Raw genomic sequence first — 17,312 nt, forward strand, 5'->3', positions numbered from 1 at the left:
GATTTATTCCAGAACAGATTTCCCCAACAAATCCCGCTTATTAGCAACCGGGTTGGCATACATCTCGAACAGTGTTTTTCTGAGGAAGTCTCTGTCTCCTTCCCCTCCTTCAATACGGTCGAGATGTTCTTCAATATAATCGAGGAATACCTGTTTTTCTTCGGATGAGTATTTATTGCTGTATTCGTTGTTTTCGTTGAGCATATCCCAGGCTACCCAGTTGCCGGGCCAGAGTTTGTAATTTTCATGTACATGTTTATCTATCAGCCGGGCCAGATATTCAAATTTTTCATTCTTGTTTTGTACATCTTTAATCTGGTCGAATTCATTTCCAATGGGCTGCCCGAAAGAAAAATGAACACGCCCTTTCCTGCCACTAAGGCCGGCACCCATGTGTTTCAGGTCGTCCTCGGAGGTTTTGACATAATCGGGATTGTCGCGTTTGTGTTGAAACTCGAGCGCCTTGAGATAGTCGCAGGGGTCGTATTCATAAGAAATAGAGACCGGCACAATTTTGAGTTCTTTGAAGTTTTCGGCCACCGATTCATTTTTTCCGCTGATATTCAGCATTTTTAGCAAGCTTAGCTGGGTTCTGTCGTTTCCGTCTTTCGAGCGGCCTTCGCGTTGAGCGATCCAAATACTGTTTCCAACCTTTGTAAGTGTATGTCTTATATATTCAGAAAGCAGGGTTGAATTTTCGAGCATTTGGCGAACCGGAAGATTTCGCTTTACGATGAAAGTACGGTTGAGTTTTACCAGATCGGTTATCCAGGGATAAATCAAGAGATTATCTCCGATAGCAATTTCGGTAGTGTCAAAGCCATTCTCGAAAAGAATGACATTCAGTATGGCGGGATCAAGAACGATATCCCGATGATTGGAGATATAAAGATAGGCTTCATCCGGATTAAGATGATCCAGACCTTCGGAGGTTACTCCCCTGGTTGTGTTTTTGATGATTTCTTTGACATAGGGAGATATTACCTCCTGTTGAAATTGCCTGATGCTCTTGATTTGCATCATTTTGTCAAGGAATTTCTGAGCAGGCAATTCCGGATAAAGAAAACCGATGAGTTCAATGAATGAGGTCTCCTTTTTTAGTCGTTCAAATACCTGTTGAATTTCATGGTCCTGGTAGGGCCGTATCGATTCAAAATCCAGTTCTTTGGTCATTTTTGACTTTTTGGTTTATAGACAAAATTACTTAAACATGCCGGTTTTCGAAATTATAAGGTCTTTATATTTTTGATTATGGCGCTCTTCAGCTTTCTTCGTTGCAAAGAATATCCCAGTATTCCATGGCTTTGCGGGTGTGCGGAATTACAATTGTTCCGCCGACAATATTGGCGACGGAAAATATTTCCATCATTTCCGGTGTTGAAATTCCCTGTTCATAGCATTTTTCCAAATGATATTTTATGCAATCGTCGCATCTCAGCACCATTGATGCAACCAACCCGAGCATCTCTTTTGTCTTTTCCGGCAGCGCACCTTCTTTGTAGGTGTTGGTGTCCAGATTGAATAACCGTTTCAACACAAGGTTATCGTGAGAAAGAATTCGTTCATTCATTCGGGAACGAAAGTCCCTGAATTTTTTTATCTGTTCGTTCATGGAGTTTATTTGTTTCCGGTTGGGATGCCTTTCAGAGTGGCTTGTGTAACTTCTGTAATTTTCACATTCACGATGTCGCCTGTTTTATAACCGCTTCTAGGGAAAACCACTACTTTATTCTGCGAAGTTCTGCCAACGAACTCGTCCTTCGACTTTTTGGAAATACTTTCTGTCAGTACTTCAAATGTTTTGCCGATATCTTTTTGGTTGCTCCGGAGCGATAGTTGGTTCTGTAATTCAATAATTTCACTGAGCCGGCGACTTTTAACTTCTTCCGGTACATTGTCGGGCAACTTTTTTTGGGCATAGGTTCCCGGACGTTCGGAGTATTTAAACATATAAGCCATGTCGAAGCCCGCCCATGTCATAAGCTCCAGGGTTTGCCGGTGATCCTCTTCGGTTTCGGAATGGAAGCCGCAAAATACATCGGTTGTTATTCCACAGCCGGGGAGAATGTTTTTTATGGCTTCAACCCTTGATTTATACCATTCGGCAGTATATTTTCTGTTCATCAGATTCAATATCCTGCTCGATCCCGATTGCAGCGGTAAATGTATGTGTTTGCATAGATTCTGATGACGGGCCATTACCTTCAGGGTGTCATCACTCATATCCTTTGGATGCGATGTGGTGAAGCGAATTCTGGTTTCAGGGAATTCCTTGGCCAGAAAATCCAGTAATTCCGGGAAATTCATAGTTGAGTTCTTCTCCTTGTAAAGGAAAGAATTTACGTTTTGTCCCAGAAGTGTGATTTCTTTATATCCTTTTTCTAAAAGGCCTTCAATTTCTTTTTTTATGCTGAGGGGGTCGCGGCTTCTTTCTCTTCCTCTTGTATAGGGAACCACGCAGTAGGTGCAAAAATTATTGCATCCGCGCATAATGCTAACAAAAGCTGAAATTTTGTCGGGACCCAGTCTTTTGGGAATGATGTCGCGGTATGTTTCAGTTCTGGAAAGTTCAACATTTATGGCTTTTTGTCCCTTCTCGGCCATGCTTACAAGGTTGGGCAAGTCAAGATAAGCATCGGGGCCTGCCACCAGATCGGCTCCTTCTTCAAAAAGACTGTCTTTGACACGCTCTGCCATGCAGCCAATAATGCCCAATATGAGCCCGGGTTTTTTCTTTTTGAGTGCTTTTAATTCCTTAATACGCCCCAGTACTCTTTGCTCAGCGTTTTCACGAATAGAGCATGTATTGATAAATATGGCATCTGCCTGTGCGTATTCGGTTGTTGTTTCATAGCCGTCCATTTGCATCACGGAAGCCACTACTTCACTATCGGCAAAATTCATCTGGCAGCCGTAAGTTTCTATGTATAATTTTTTTTCGTCCTTACCATACGACAGAACGGCCTCCATTGTATCAACGTTATGCTGTTTGCTGTTTTCCATTGCAAAATTTATGAGGGTGCAAATTTAATGTTTATGCATGGTTTCCCCAAGTAATTGTAAAGTAGATGAATTACGCTTTTAAGTCGTAAGATGAATAATATCAGTTGCTTGTGTGGATTTTCCGTTTTTCGTACCTTTGCATTCCGTTTTAGCCGGTTTTGTGAAATACAGCCTGAAATAAAAGGTTTACAGGTGCTTTTTCAATAATATTTTGCCGGATTAAAGAAAAAAATCTGAAAATATAGCGATCTATTGATCTAAAGCTCGGGCGATCTGTAGTGAAATGTGGAACGAACTATTAATCAATAAAAAACAAATTACTATATGGCTGGACACAGTAAATGGGCAAATATAAAACATCGCAAAGGGGCCCAGGATGCAAAAAGAGCAAAAATGTTTACCCGGATAACCAAGGAAATTCAGGTTGCAGTAAAAGAAGGTGGCCCCGATCCCGAAACCAATCCAAGGCTCCGGTTGGCGGTGCAAAATGCACGATCGGTCAATATGCCTAAAGACAACATTAACAGGGCTATTGCTAAGGCTGCTGAAGTTGGAGGCGAAAGTTTTCAGGAAATCACTTTCGAAGGTTACGGCCCGGGAGGCGTTGCTGTTTTTTTGGAGTGCATGACCGATAATAATAACAGGACGGTGGGTGCTGTTCGTTCCATCTTTAACAAGAGGGGGGGGAGTCTTGGAACAAATGGATCACTGAGTTTCCTTTTTGATCGCAAGGGGGTTTTTCAGATTGTAAAAAGGGACGATATGGACCTTGAGGAACTGGAACTTGAACTTATCGATGCAGGGGCTCAGGAGATAGAGATGGACGACGAGCTGATTGTAGTTACAACTGAAATGGAGGATTTTGGAGCCGTTCAGAAGAAACTGGACGAACTGGGCGTTCAGGTTGAAAATGCAAGCCTTCAGAGAATTCCTAACAGCTATAAAGAATTGGATCTGGAGACGGCAAAAAAGTTCCTTCGCATGATAGATGAATTTGAAGATAATGAAGATGTTCAGAATGTTTATCACAATCTTGAAATGACCGATGAACTTGCAAAAACACTTGAGTCAGAGTGAGAATTTTCGGGTCTTATGCAACTACTTTATAGTATATTACGTATATTAGGTCGTTGTAATTAGTCCGTCCGTAAAGTACAATTTGCTGCGGTACGCTTGCCGCTAAAAACGCAGCTTACTCATCCTACATGAGTGATTTTCGGACGAGCGTAACACAGCAAAAGGTACTTTACGGACAGACACTAATTAAATTTTATACGAATGAAAAGAATACTTGTACCCATTGATTTTTCAGAGAACTCTGTGTTTGCTCTCCAGGTGGCTGTTGAACTTTCCAATCAGCTTCATTCAGCATTGAGGATTATTCATGTTCAGACCGGTCAGAAATACGCACCCGAATTTTTAGGAGATAATCCCGAGTCCCGGTTAATGGGTCAGGCAGGACAGTGGCTTGAGCATCTGATTGAGAGATTTTCAGGGGATTACAGGGTTTACAATGGTGAGTTCGACTATAAAATACGTGAAGGAAATGTTGTCCGGGAAATTAACAATCAGGCCAGATACGATGATGCTTCATTAATTGTAGTGGGAACTCATGGTGTTTCAGGGGTTGAAGACAAATGGCTTGGAAGTAATGCCTATCGTTTGGTTTCGCATGCACCCTGCCCTGTTCTTACCATCAGGAAAGAGATGAAATGGGAATCACCACATAAAATCTTATTGCCGCTTGACGATAATAAACTGACGCGTAAGATTGTGCCGATTGTTACGGGATTTGCCAAACTTCTGAAAGCTGGTATAGAGATTATTGCTCTTCAGAAAAAATCAAAGTGGCTGATTCCCGGCCGAAGCGATATATATGCAAAACAGGCTGAAAGATACATAAAAAGCAACACCGATTTGGATGTCAACATTGTGCCGTTTCGTTGGGGAGGGCAGGCCAAAAACATCCTCGAACTAGCGCACAATAAATCTGCTACAGTGATAGCCATTCATCTTAATAAGTCCATTCATCCTTTTGAGAGTTTCTTCAGGCCTTTTGCAAATGAGCTTCTCAATATTTCAGATATCCCGGTACTGGTTGTTCCTGTAAAGGAATAAAAATTGTACCTTTGCGATCAAAAGAAAATCAGCATGAAGCGTTATTCATTAGCAGCTGTCTTTTTGATTGTGATTGTTTTTGAAGGGATAGCCCAGTTGCCCGGCGGAAATTTGTCTTCCGAAACGGATATTTTTGACCGGTTAGAAAAGACCGAGGATGGTAAAGGCATTATCACCATTGAACAGTCGGAACGAATGGAAGGTCTGGTTGCGACCCATATCGCGATGAACAGGAGGACTGCCGGAGTGGAAGGTTTCAGGGTTCAGTTATTCAGCGGAGTTGGAAGCAAAGCACGCCAGGAGGCTCTTGATGTAAAAGCCAAAGTTTTATCGGAATTTCCCGATGAGCGCATTTTTATAGAATACAGCGCTCCCTTTTGGCGTGTTCGAGTGGGGAGTTTCAGGCACAAACATGAAGCTTTACCTTTGCTTGAAAAACTCAGGAAATTATTTCCTGCCTGTTATGTGGTAAAGACCAATGATATTCCTTTAAGAGCTTTTAAATAAACGCAGGCCCGTTTGTGCTCCAACGGGCTTTTTTGTTGATTGGTCTTTTCGATAAATTGCAATAAATTTGCATCTTCTTTTCTGAAATAAATATGAGCGACCAGGTAAAACACGAGTGTGGCATTGTGCTGATCCGGCTTTTGAAACCGCTGAATTATTACCAGAAGAAATATGGTTCATGGAGATACGGTTTGAATAAGTTGTATCTTCTTATGGAGAAACAGCACAATCGTGGTCAGGACGGGGCAGGGGTTGTAAGTTTGAAATTTAACCAGCCACCCGGGAAGAAGTATCTTTCCCGTCAGCGCTCCAACGAGGGCAATCCTATTCAGGAAGTCTTTTCTGCCATCCACAGTAATTTCGATGCGGTATATGAACATCATCCGGAATTATTAAATGATCCGGTTTGGGCAAAGGAGAATCTTCCTTTTGCAGGGGAACTGTATCTGGGGCATCTTCGATATGGTACTTTCGGTAACAACAGTATTGATTATGTCCATCCCGTAATGCGCGAAAACAACTGGCGTTCAAGGAACCTTGTGCTGGCCGGAAATTTTAATCTTACCAATGTTGATGAGATATTTAAGACGCTCATTGAACTTGGTCAGCATCCCAAAGATTATACCGATACGGAGTCGATGCTCGAAAATATGGGGCACTTTCTTGATGAGGAAAACCAGTTGCTGTTCAGGCAGTTCAAAAACGAGGGTTTTTCGAATAAAGAAATATCCGCCCTGATAGAACGCGACCTCGATATAAGAAAGGTGCTGGAAAGGTCGAGCCGGCGCTGGGATGGGGGATATGTTATAGCCGGCTTGCTCGGACACGGCGATGCTTTTGTAACCCGCGATCCATGGGGTATCCGGCCGGCATCCTATTATGCCGATGATGAGCTGGTTGTTGTTGCTTCAGAGAGACCTGTTATCCAAACGGCTTTAAACATTCGTTCGGTTGAGGTCAAAGAATTACAACCCGGTCATGCGTTGATTATCAAAAAAGACGGCCGCATCAGTGAAGAAATGGTGGCTGTCCCACAAACAAGAAAATCGTGCTCCTTCGAGAGGATATATTTTTCGCGCGGAAGCGATCGTGATATTTATAAGGAACGGAAAGAACTGGGACGATTGCTATCTCCGATTATTCTTGATAAAATAGAATGGGACCTTGAAAATACGGTCTTTTCATATATCCCGAATACTGCCGAAACGGCATTTTACGGGATGATGGAAGGCATACGCGAACATCTGGACAAGGTAAAAGCCAATCGGATTCTTGCTTTGAAACAGGAAGACCTGACCAAAGATAAGGTGACGGAAATTCTTGCTCTTGAACCCCGTATTGAGAAAGTGGCCATTAAAGATGTAAAAATGCGCACATTCATTGCAGACGACAACAGTCGCGATGACCTGGTGGCGCACGTTTATGATGTTACATACGGAATTGTTAAAAACAGGGTGGATACTCTGGTCATCATTGACGATTCTATTGTGAGAGGCACTACATTAAAACGGAGCATTCTCAAAATTTTAGACAGGCTGCATCCGAAAAAAATTATTATTATTTCCTCTGCTCCGCAAATCCGTTATCCCGATTGTTATGGAATCGATATGGCAAGGTTAAAGGATTTTTGCGCTTTTTCAGCTGCTATTGAGCTTTTAAAAGATTCGGGCCGTGGTCATGTCATCGATGAGGTTTACAGGCAGTGTAAGGAACAGCAATATCTGCCAAAGGAAGAAATTGTGAATTACGTTAAGGAAATTTACAGACCTTTTACCGATGAACAGATATCTTCAAAAATAGCAGAAATGCTAAAGCCGGAAGATATTGATGCAGAAGTGGAGATTGTTTATCAGACAGTTGAAAATCTTCATAAAGCCTGCCCCAATGATCAGGGCGATTGGTATTTTACTGGAAATTATCCTACTCCCGGGGGTAATAAAGTGGTGAATACTTCCTTCATCAATTTCATTGAAGGGATTAACGGAAGGGCCTATTGATTAGTGTCTGTCCATAAAGTGCCATTTACTGTGTTACGCTCGTCCGAAAATTACTCATTTACGATGAGTAAACTCTGTATTTTCGGACTTCGCAAGCCTTGTAAATGACACTTTCTGAACAGACACATGACCAGAAACGACTTTTGCGTAATTTATAGACGGCCACTAATTCTCTTCAAGTATGGTAAAAGCCGTGTTAAGCCATGTAAAAACATCGGTAGGATGATGGTGGCGGTAGGTATTGCTTCTTTTGTGTCCCAGCCTGACAACTATGGCATTATGCTTTGGAATAACAAAAATATATTGCCCTAATATACCTCTTGCATAAGGTATTTTCATGTTGTTGTATTCAACAATCCACCATGACAGGCCATAATAATCTACCATTTTTGCATCTTTGTCAGTCAGGTAGCTTACAGGCTGAATCATTTCTTTGATATAGTTTGCCGAAACAATCTTTGTATCCCGAAATTCGCCTTCATTTAAAACAAGATTTCCAATACGGGCAAAATCGCGGGCATTACTGTTAAAGCAGCAATAGGCTTTCTCAATTCCCTCTTTTTTGTCGAGCGACCATAATGCAGGAACTTCAGCTCCAAGCGGTTGCCACAATTTTTTTGATGCATACTCTGAAATGCTCATCCCTGTTACTCTATGCAGAAGACGCTCAATAATTTGTGTGTCTCCACTTCTGTATTTGAAGACTATCCCCGGGTGATTGATAATCTCTACCTTACGGATGGTTTTGTTTAGATTTCGCCCGTAATAAGCCTGTGTGGTTATGGAGAAGGGGGAAGAATAACTTTCATCCCAGCTCGATCCGGAGCTCATTGTCAGTAAGTGTCTGATGGTTAGCTCGTGGCTATGCGGCCCGGTGAGCCAGGGAAGATGGGGTTTTACTTTTTCATCAAGACTTTTAATGTAACCATCGTCAATGGCGCATCCAACCATAAGTGAAACGATACTTTTGGCCATTGAAAACGAGTTTGAAATTGTAGTTTCGGTATGATCATTCCAGTATTTTTCAAAAAGTAACGAGTCGTTTTGAATAACAAGGAAAGAAACTGTATTGTATTTTTCCAGAGAATCGGTCAATGTTGGCGGTACATCAATGTTGTTATATCTTTCGGAAACAGCCCAGTTTGCAGGCATTCCTGTTTTTACCTCCCGGTTGTCGAATATCTTGTAGTCATCAATATCAGGGGTGAAATAAATCAGGCCTTTTTGCAGGTAGTCAGGAAGGAGTGTATAGGTGGCTGTGATTGCCACGATGAAGATAATTATACTTCTGAATGTTCTGTTTTTTCTGTTTCCTGTTTTTCTCATTGCTTCAATGTTTGTGTTACAGGATCCCCCGGATTCCATTCGCTCACGATAATATTTTCAGGAAAAGCAACAGGCTTATAGATGGATTTTGAAGCCAGTGCCCTCATGCTTTCCTGGATACCTTCTGTAATGCTGGGATGCGGATAGAATATTCTTAACACCTCGCTTACGCTGTTTCCCTGGTTTATGAGATGAGCAATGGCTACGATAAAAGCTGAAGCCTGTGGCCCGGCGGCTCTCATACCAAGTATACGTTGTTTATCGTCGTTGCTGACCAGAATTTTTACAAATCCGTTGGTGTTTCGCATTGCTATAGCCCTGTTAACGAGGTGGTTGGAGTAGTATACCGCTTTGTATCCGATGCCTTTTTTCTGAAGTGTTTTTTCGTTGGCTCCGACAGCAGCTACCTCAGGTTTGAAGAACATCAGCGTTGACATGTTGGAATAGTCGGGTTTGTAACAAATATTTCCCATGATGTCTTCCACCGCCAGCCTTCCTTCAAATTCGGCCACACTGTATAGCTGAGCGTGGCCTGTAATGTCACCAACGGCATAAATGTTTGATAGTTCTCTTGAATTAATCACTTTACCTGTTTCGGTTGTGGAAATAATTCCCCGTTTATCAGGCCTGATGCCCAGGTTTTCAAGCCCAAGATCATCGGTATTCGGAATTCTGCCGATAGCTATAAAGGCCACATCAACCTCGATTACCTTGCTGTGTCCGGCATCGTAGTCCAATACCACTTCCAGGTGCCGCGGATATTCCCTGATACATCTCATTTGAGCGGTGTGGTGAATAATGACACCATTATCTTCAAGGCTTTGGGCAACAAATCGGCTCAGATCATCGTCTTCGTATGGGAGCACTCTGTTGGCTCTGTCGAGCAAATGTACCTGTGTTTGCTTGAAGTTGGAAAATATGGTCGCGAATTCGCAGCCAATAATGCCTGAACCGATAATAAGCAGGCGTCCGGGGAATTCGGAAAGTGATAAGATATCATTGGAGGTGATGATACGTTTCCCGTCGGTTTTGAGTCCGGGGTATTCTCTAGGCCTTGAGCCTGTAGCAATGATGAAATGGGTTCCTTTTATTATCAGGCGATTGCTTTTTTCTTCAACCTCGATTGTGGTTGCGTTAATGAAACGGGCATGACCTGTTATTAAACTGAGATTTCCCTTTTCGGATTTGTTGGTAAAGGTCTCTATCTGACTCCGCATTTGATATTGCTTTTCCCTTGCAGCTTCAAGTACCGTGTTTCGAACCTGTCCGAAGTCAACCGAAAGAGCGCTGGCCCGGTAACCACGATCAATGCGGGCAGCAACAGCATAATCCATCGATAATTCATACATTGTCTTCGATGTCAGAACACCATTTATGATACCTGTGCCACCCAGGTGTTTCTTTTCGATAAGGGCAACATTTAGTCCGAAGTCTAATGCTCTGTTGGCAGCAGCAAACCCTCCCGGGCCACTGCCAATTACCACCAGATCGAAATGATATGGTTTCTGCCCGGCCATCATTTATTCATGTGGTTCGTTTGGTTTGTAACTGTGTACGTGTCTGCTTATTTTTGCCTGGTAAAGCTCTTTGATGGTAATAATGATACCCGTTTCTTCAACATCCCCGAAACGCTCGTTCACAGCAGTCCCGAATGTTCGCATGGAAGGGGAAAGATTCATGTATGCATTGATGAGAGGGGGAATGTTTTCTCCAAGTTCTCTGACAGTTTTACTTAATATTCTGTAGTCATCGGCAAAAGAATCACCGGAAAAAATCTCCTTCACTTCACTCTCGGTAAGTGAGCTTTTTACCGGATTATATGGATAAACGAGGTTGTCGGGGTCGTTAAAATACTTGTCCATAAATGCCCTGATGAGGCTTCTGACTTTAGGATTGGAGTGTGTGTACATGGTTACTTTACCGAAGAAAAACTCCATTTGGGGATGATTGATGATCAGTGAGCCCAACCCGTCCCATAAATTGTCAAGCGCATACAGACTCTTCGAGCCCATTTTGCTCGACTGATACTGAGGTTGAACAAACGAACGCCCCAACTCTATTGTTTTCGGCAAATATTCCCGGATGAATTTTTCGGAAAAGTGAAACATTCTGGCCGTGGCCAAATGGACTTTGCCTTCGGCGTCCGGTTTAACTGTATCACACATTATATAACGGTATCCCCCAAGAATTTCACGCGCTTTGGGGTCCCAAACAATAAGCTGATGATAAGGATCACTTCCGGTGTCGTAATCATCAACATCACAATCTTTTCCGGTTCCTCCACCGGCTGAACGAAAAGATTCTTCACGTAACCGGCCGACTTCCCTCATTAAAGCAGGTGCTTCGTTGGCGGTAAAATCATAAATTTTGTTCTCGCCTTTGTTGGTATACCGCACAAAAAGGTCTTGCGTAAGTTCTGCTTCCAGCTCTTCTCTTGGTACGGGTGGAATAATTGGCTTGTTTTCCATCTATCTTTTTTTGTTGCGATTCGCAAAATAAAATATGAACAAGACAAACTTTCTTTAAAGATAAATAAACCCTAAAACCGGGGTGTAAGCCTGTCAATTTAGAACCGGGCGGCAAGGTTTTTACAAAATTAATGGTTTTTTGCCAGTTCGTAGCTCATATCTTTTATTTTCCGGGCCCATGTTTCCAAATCCCCGGTTTCTTTAATGGTCTTCCACGAAATAGGCTCTCCAAAACGAATGGTCAGATTTTCATTGAATTGCTTGAACATTTCATCTGGTAAATACAGCATCTCAATGTTTGATTTTATACCCAGTAATTTTCTTAAATTGGCGAGCCTGTAAAAGAAATTGGTGTTGCGGCCGGTAATATGTACCGGAATTATGTCACGTTGATGCTGAATTGCTTTTCGAACAAAGTTCTTTTTCCATTCCAGATCGCGGATGATTCCTTTTTGTTTACGACTGACCAATCCGGCAGGAAACATTAGTATCTGTGCATTCGATTTGTAGGCTTCTTCTATCAGTCTCGCAGCATCTTTCGAATGTCCTCCGTGTTTGTTGACAGGTACGAAGATGTTATCAAGTGGTTTCAGATTCAGAAGAATATCATTTACGGGAAATTTCAAATCGGCGAATTTTTCACTAACCGCAACCAGCAGAGCAATACCATCAAGCCCTCCAAGCGGGTGATTACTGGCAAAGATAAATCGTCCCTCCGATGGAAGCTTGTCCAGACCAATGGTTGTATATTTTGCCCCAAACAAATCATCCAGTATGGCACGACCAAATTTTGCCCCTTTTAAATGACCTTTTTCCGACAAAAACTTATTGATCTCATCCTGATGAACAATCCGTTTCAGATAATTGATCACGAATTTGGGAATGATTTTGAGAAGAGCAGGATTTTTACTGGCAAAAACCTGTTCAACATCAATTAAGAGTTTATTTCCCTGATTGTTTGGTGTACTGTTTGTTTCCACTTCTATAACGATTAAAAGTAACAGAAAATCAGCCCGGGTTATTAATGTTGTTCCTGATCTTTGCGATCGGAGAATTCAATTTGTCATGGACAATACTCCGTTTCACTTTTTAATAGACTGCAAAACAATTGCTTGCAAGAACTTGGGTAATTATAGGTTTTGTCTTCTAAAATGCACTATTTCAATACTGTATGGATGATTTTGTCTGCCTCCTGAAAGGCAGAAATCTTACATCTAAAAACCTAACGTTCAAACCTTCTTTTGAAAGGGCAATATTACAAAAAATGCGGGTTTTTTCTGCTTTGATTCAGGCAGACTGATTTATCAAAGTCGTGGAATCACCCACGAGCGGATTGTTGCAGCCTCAGATGAGGTTGTTTTTTTGTTTAAAGCGATGCCGGTGTTTAAAATTTGTGATGCGACTTCGACAAGTGCGACGTGAACAAGATATTTAAATAGTGTCTGTCCATAAACTACCATTTGCTGTGTTACGCTTGCCGCCAAAATACTCATTTACGAAAAGTAAACTCCGTTTTTGGCGGCTTCGCAAGCCTTGCAAATGGAACTTTCTGAACAGACACATGATAAGTAGGAATCTTTTCCTACTTTATAGACACGCACTAAATAACCAAAAATTGTGAATTTTTGATGAGAGTAATGAGTTTTTCGTCAAAAAGTGTAAAAAAGTGGCTCAAAGTGGTTGATTGTGGTTTAAAAAAATTGTAGTTTTACGCAAATATTACCCAAACTGTAATGTTCACATTCATTGGCGATTTCGAGTGCAAGACGGATGCCAAAGGGCGCATCGTTTTTCCTTCAGCTTTTAAAAAGGTGTTGGGGGAGGGCGATCTGCGTATGATTGTACGTAAGGATTTATTTGAACCATGTCTTGTTCTTTATCCTTTTTCAGTTTGGGAAGAAGAGCTGGCACGCATCCGAACGGGATTGAATCCTTACAATCGCGAGCACAATCGATTTCTCAGGCATTTTTTTAGGGGTTCTGCCGAAATTTCTCTTGATGGTAACGGCCGTTTTCTTATTCCAAAACGTCTTCTGGAACAGGCAGGTATTGAACGTGAGGTTGTCCTGCTTGGCGTTGACAGGTGTGTAGAAATTTGGGATAAAGGGAGTTATATGGATGGCAGCCTTTCCCATAAAGAACTTGGTAATCTGGCCGAAAAAATATTGGGAGATAGTCACCCGGGAGAGGATAATTGATGGTAATTTTGCATTAAATTTAAAGCAATGATGTCAGATCAATACCATACACCGGTTTTGCCGGAAGTCGCAGTCGACGGGTTAAACATTGATCCGTCAGGGGTATATATTGACCTGACATTTGGTGGAGGCGGACACAGCCGCTCAATACTGGAACGTTTGGGCAGCAAAGGGCGATTGATTGCTTTTGATCAGGATGCTGATGCCTGGGAGAATGCGTTGGAAGATAAACGTTTTACCCTTGTAAAGCATAATTTCCGGTATCTGGAGAACTTCATTGATTACCTCGGAATTTCAAGTATTGACGGGGTATTGGCCGATTTAGGAGTTTCTTCGCATCATTTTGATGCACCTGAGCGAGGATTTTCTTTTCGGTTTGACGGCCCGCTGGATATGCGGATGTCGCCTGGGATAAAGCACTCGGCGGCCGATGTTTTGAATAACTATCCGGCCGGGAGGCTATTTACTGTTTTTAAGATGTACGGAGAAATAGCAAAGCCAGGCCGATTGGTAAGTTCTGTATTACAATTCCGTGAGGTCTCGCCATTTGAAAATACATTGCAGTTGAAGGAAGTTGCTGAACAATCAGCCCCCCGGAAGGAGCGTAGCAAATACCTTGCACGCGTTTTTCAGGCACTGCGGATAGAGGTCAATAGTGAAATGACCGCCCTGCAGGATTTACTGATGCAACTTCCTGATCTGTTAAAACCAGGAGGAAGGATGGTTTTTATTTCTTATCACTCTCTGGAAGACCGGATGGTTAAGAATTTTATTCGTTCGGGCCGTTATGACACGTCTCAGGCTGAAACAGATATTTACGGAAACCGGAAGGTTCCGTTCCGGGCTGTGACAAGAAAAGCAGTTATGCCGACCGAAAGTGAAGTGTTAAGAAATCCGCGTGCGCGAAGTGCTAAACTCAGAATTGCTGAAAGACTATGAAGTGGTGGTTTAAATCAAAACAGAAAACCAGGGAAAATGAATTCCTTTCAGGGAAGGAGGAATTTAATGAATTAAAAGGTATTTCGTTTAAAGAATTCCTTCATGGACGGTTTCTGGCCGGCAAAGGCCTTGGTCAGCATTGGGGATTTATGACTTTTATTGTTTTCCTTGCCGTGTTATATATCGGGAATCGTTACCAGATGGAACATTTGCTGGACCGGCAAGCCGATTTGATGTATGAGCTTAAGGAACTTAAATATGAGGCAATTACTACTTCGTCAGAACTGATGAATATGAGCAAACAGAGTGAAGTAATGGAGAGAGTACATGAGGCAGGAATTGAACTGGAGGTATTAAAAACACCACCAAGAATTCTGAAAGTTAAAAAGATTGAATGAAGTGTGCATGGCAAGGTTTTTACTATCAATAGTCAGTTAAAATAAAGCCTAACCCACAGATGCAATGACGCAAAGGTTTTATTATGAGAGAGTTGTAATTTGTGCCATTAATTGTGTAAACATTTAATTACCAGACATCTGTAGAAGTTTAACGGAGTATTGTACTATAGAAGATGTTTAAAATCAGTCATGTCTTTCTGGCATTTGGCATCTAAAAAAATCTAACCACTGTATTGGATATGACAATCAAAACAAAAAATATTATTAAGGCTGGGCATTATTTATCTGATGTTTGGGGGCCTTGTGCTTTTTATTTTGTTTGAATTGGTTAAACTTAAAATTTTTGAGGCTTCAAAATGGGAAGAAAAAGCAAAAACCTTAGAAAGCAGTAGTATTGTTATTGAAGCCAACCGGGGAAATATTCTTGATGAAAACGGGAAAAAAATATCTCTTTCGGTTCCCAGCTATCGTATTTACATGGATTTACGGGCTCATGGCTTGACCAGTGCGGTGTTCAACGCTAAAATTGACAGTTTGGCTATTTGCTTATCGCAATTTTTTGGAGACCGTTCCGCTTCCTATTATAGAAATGATTTGATACGTGCTCGAAGGAACGGAGAGAGATATCACCTGGTTCATCCGCGTAAAATATCATATATTGAGCTTCAGGAAGTCAGGGAATTTCCCATCTTCAGGAGGGGAAGAAATTCAGGAGGGTTTATTCCCCAGCAGTATGATGAACGTCGCCTTCCCTTTGGTTCCCTGGCAGCCCGGACTATTGGCAAACTATATGGGGATAGGTCAAAAGGCGGTATGGTGGGTCTCGAAAGGGCCTATGATAATGTTCTGAAAGGAACCAATGGTGTCAGTACCTGGAAGCGAATTGCCGGCAGCTGGATTCCTGAAGAAGAAATTCCGCCTCATGACGGGAAAAATTTGATTACTACATTGAATATTGAACTTCAGGATGTTGCCGAACAATCTTTGCTGCACCAGCTTCAACTTCATGACGCTCATCATGGCGTTGCCATTCTGATGGAGGTAGAAACAGGGGCTGTTAAGGCAATGGTAAATCTTCACCGAAGTGAGCCTGATGTGTATATCGAAGACCATTTTAACTATGCTGTTGGTGAGGCTGTTGAACCGGGTTCTACATTTAAGCTTGCATCCATTATTGCTGCACTGGAAGATGGAGAAGTGAGGCTTACCGATTCCATTGATACGGGAAACGGAGCCTATCGTTACTACGATCGTATTATGCGTGACAGCCATCATGGGGGATTTGGCAAGATTACTGTTCGCGAGGCTTTTGAAAAATCTTCCAATATAGGAATTTCTAAAATTATTTTTGAGAACTACCGGGATAATCCCAGACGATTTGTTGACAGGCTCTATTCTATGGGATTAAATAAGCCGCTGGGTTTAGAAATTAAAGGGGAAGGAAAGCCGGTAATAAAGTATCCCGGAGATACTTCCTGGTCGGGCGTCACCTTGCCCTGGATGTCGATTGGCTACGAGGTGAAGATGACCCCATTGCAGATACTCTCCTTTTACAATGCAGTGGCCAATAATGGAAAGTTGGTAAAACCAATGTTTGTCAAAGGTATTAGTCAGCACGGAAAAATTTTGAGAGAGTTTGAATCTGAGGTAGTGAATCCTTCCATCTGTTCGGTTGCCACACTCGAAAAGGTACAGGATTTGTTAAAAGGCGTTGTTGAACGGGGTACGGCCACCAATATAAGAAATGATGTTTATCAGATTGCCGGAAAAACAGGAACGGCACAGATAGCCAGGGGGATAAGTGGCTATCAAAGTGAGGAAGGCGTGCAATACATTGCCTCGTTTGTGGGATATTTCCCTGCCGACAGACCGATGTATTCCTGTATTGTTGCGGTTAATAGTCCCTCGAATGATGTTTATTACGGGAATGTGGTTGCAGGTAGCGTGTTTCGCGAAATTGCCGACAGGGTTTATGCCTTGAGTTACGAAAAACTGCCACCCGACGAAATCAAACCGAAGATAACCGAAGGTGTCTTTCCATGGTCGAAAGGAGGCCCAGAGGATGAGCTGTCTGTTATTTTCGATGAACTGGGTTTTCCGGTTCAGTCCCGTAAATTGAATACGGAATGGGTTTCCACACTGGCCATGGAGCATGCAGTAAAGTTTCGTCCCAAACCATTGCCCGGGTCGCTTGTGCCTCAGGTCAAAGGAATGGGAGCCAAAGATGCTGTCGCCGTATTGGAGAATCGGGGATTGAAGGTAGCCATCAGTGGTGTGGGAAGGGTTGCCAGACAATCTATAGAGCCTGGAACCCCTGTGAAAAAAGGACAAACGATTGTTATATATCTTGAATAACCA

At 42.3% G+C, this 17,312-nt stretch carries 15 protein-coding genes; 8 read left to right on the forward strand and 7 right to left on the reverse strand.

All coding sequences use genetic code 11. The features are described from left to right. Window positions 1–3: 3 nt before the first annotated feature. From OQ5_RS0111405 to miaB, 3 genes are all read right to left on the reverse strand, one after another. Complete coding sequence (locus tag OQ5_RS0111405; protein ID WP_016777620.1) at window positions 4–1,173, reverse strand: 1-acyl-sn-glycerol-3-phosphate acyltransferase; 1,170 nt, start codon at window positions 1,171–1,173, stop codon at window positions 4–6. A gap of 88 nt (window positions 1,174–1,261) precedes the next feature. Then, window positions 1,262–1,612, reverse strand: coding sequence for a carboxymuconolactone decarboxylase family protein (locus tag OQ5_RS0111410; protein WP_016777621.1), 351 nt, complete (start codon window positions 1,610–1,612; stop codon window positions 1,262–1,264). Window positions 1,613–1,617: 5 nt separating this feature from the next. Continuing rightward, window positions 1,618–3,003 carry a tRNA (N6-isopentenyl adenosine(37)-C2)-methylthiotransferase MiaB gene (gene miaB / locus OQ5_RS0111415; RefSeq protein ID WP_016777622.1) on the reverse strand — a complete coding sequence of 462 codons (1,386 nt, stop codon included), beginning with the start codon at window positions 3,001–3,003 and terminating at the stop codon, window positions 1,618–1,620. 324 nt (window positions 3,004–3,327) lie between these two features. On the opposite strand from miaB, the gene OQ5_RS0111420 reads away from it, so the two are divergent. The 4 genes from OQ5_RS0111420 (at window position 3,328) to OQ5_RS0111435 (ending at window position 7,625) form a co-directional block, all read left to right on the forward strand. Then, window positions 3,328–4,080 carry a YebC/PmpR family DNA-binding transcriptional regulator gene (locus tag OQ5_RS0111420; protein WP_016777623.1) on the forward strand — a complete coding sequence of 251 codons (753 nt, stop codon included), beginning with the start codon at window positions 3,328–3,330 and terminating at the stop codon, window positions 4,078–4,080. 201 nt (window positions 4,081–4,281) lie between these two features. Further along, window positions 4,282–5,121, forward strand: a complete 840-nt coding sequence (locus OQ5_RS0111425) for a universal stress protein (protein ID WP_016777624.1) — start codon at window positions 4,282–4,284, stop codon at window positions 5,119–5,121. A 33-nt stretch (window positions 5,122–5,154) separates the two neighbouring features. After that, window positions 5,155–5,628 (forward strand): SPOR domain-containing protein, encoded by a 474-nt coding sequence (locus tag OQ5_RS0111430; protein WP_016777625.1) that lies wholly within the window; start codon window positions 5,155–5,157, stop codon window positions 5,626–5,628. A gap of 92 nt (window positions 5,629–5,720) precedes the next feature. Further along, the gene (locus tag OQ5_RS0111435; RefSeq protein ID WP_016777626.1) at window positions 5,721–7,625 is read left to right on the forward strand and encodes an amidophosphoribosyltransferase; all 1,905 of its coding nucleotides are present in this window, start codon (window positions 5,721–5,723) and stop codon (window positions 7,623–7,625) included. Between the two features lie 165 nt (window positions 7,626–7,790). Here OQ5_RS0111435 and OQ5_RS0111440 read toward each other — a convergent pair whose 3' ends face one another. The 4 genes from OQ5_RS0111440 to OQ5_RS0111455 form a co-directional block, all read right to left on the reverse strand. Next, window positions 7,791–8,951: a serine hydrolase domain-containing protein gene (locus OQ5_RS0111440; protein ID WP_016777627.1), complete on the reverse strand. Its 1,161-nt coding sequence runs from the start codon at window positions 8,949–8,951 to the stop codon at window positions 7,791–7,793. After that, the gene (locus OQ5_RS0111445) at window positions 8,948–10,471 is read right to left on the reverse strand and encodes a dihydrolipoyl dehydrogenase family protein (protein WP_016777628.1); all 1,524 of its coding nucleotides are present in this window, start codon (window positions 10,469–10,471) and stop codon (window positions 8,948–8,950) included. The genes OQ5_RS0111440 and OQ5_RS0111445 overlap by 4 nt, the downstream gene beginning before the upstream one ends. Beyond that, entirely contained in the window at window positions 10,472–11,419 is a 948-nt protein-coding gene (locus OQ5_RS0111450) for a GNAT family N-acetyltransferase (protein ID WP_016777629.1), read from the reverse strand. Between the two features lie 128 nt (window positions 11,420–11,547). Beyond that, complete coding sequence (locus OQ5_RS0111455; RefSeq protein ID WP_016777630.1) at window positions 11,548–12,399, reverse strand: 1-acyl-sn-glycerol-3-phosphate acyltransferase; 852 nt, start codon at window positions 12,397–12,399, stop codon at window positions 11,548–11,550. A gap of 753 nt (window positions 12,400–13,152) precedes the next feature. Between OQ5_RS0111455 and OQ5_RS0111470 the strand changes: the two genes are divergently transcribed. The 4 genes from OQ5_RS0111470 to OQ5_RS0111485 all read left to right on the forward strand — a co-directional run bounded on the left by OQ5_RS0111470 (window position 13,153) and on the right by OQ5_RS0111485 (window position 17,309). Then, window positions 13,153–13,617: a division/cell wall cluster transcriptional repressor MraZ gene (locus OQ5_RS0111470; RefSeq protein ID WP_016777633.1), complete on the forward strand. Its 465-nt coding sequence runs from the start codon at window positions 13,153–13,155 to the stop codon at window positions 13,615–13,617. A 27-nt stretch (window positions 13,618–13,644) separates the two neighbouring features. After that, complete coding sequence (gene rsmH, locus OQ5_RS0111475) at window positions 13,645–14,556, forward strand: 16S rRNA (cytosine(1402)-N(4))-methyltransferase RsmH (RefSeq protein ID WP_100221920.1); 912 nt, start codon at window positions 13,645–13,647, stop codon at window positions 14,554–14,556. Beyond that, window positions 14,553–14,954 carry an FtsL-like putative cell division protein gene (locus tag OQ5_RS0111480; RefSeq protein ID WP_016777635.1) on the forward strand — a complete coding sequence of 134 codons (402 nt, stop codon included), beginning with the start codon at window positions 14,553–14,555 and terminating at the stop codon, window positions 14,952–14,954. The genes rsmH and OQ5_RS0111480 overlap by 4 nt, the downstream gene beginning before the upstream one ends. Before the next feature lie 324 nt (window positions 14,955–15,278). Next, window positions 15,279–17,309 (forward strand): penicillin-binding protein, encoded by a 2,031-nt coding sequence (locus OQ5_RS0111485; RefSeq protein WP_255297510.1) that lies wholly within the window; start codon window positions 15,279–15,281, stop codon window positions 17,307–17,309. The last annotated feature ends 3 nt before the right edge of the window (window positions 17,310–17,312 follow it).

Origin of the sequence: Anaerophaga thermohalophila str. Valhall (genome assembly GCF_000250735.1) — a bacterium.
Lineage (GTDB): Bacteria > Bacteroidota > Bacteroidia > Bacteroidales > Marinilabiliaceae > Anaerophaga > Anaerophaga thermohalophila_A.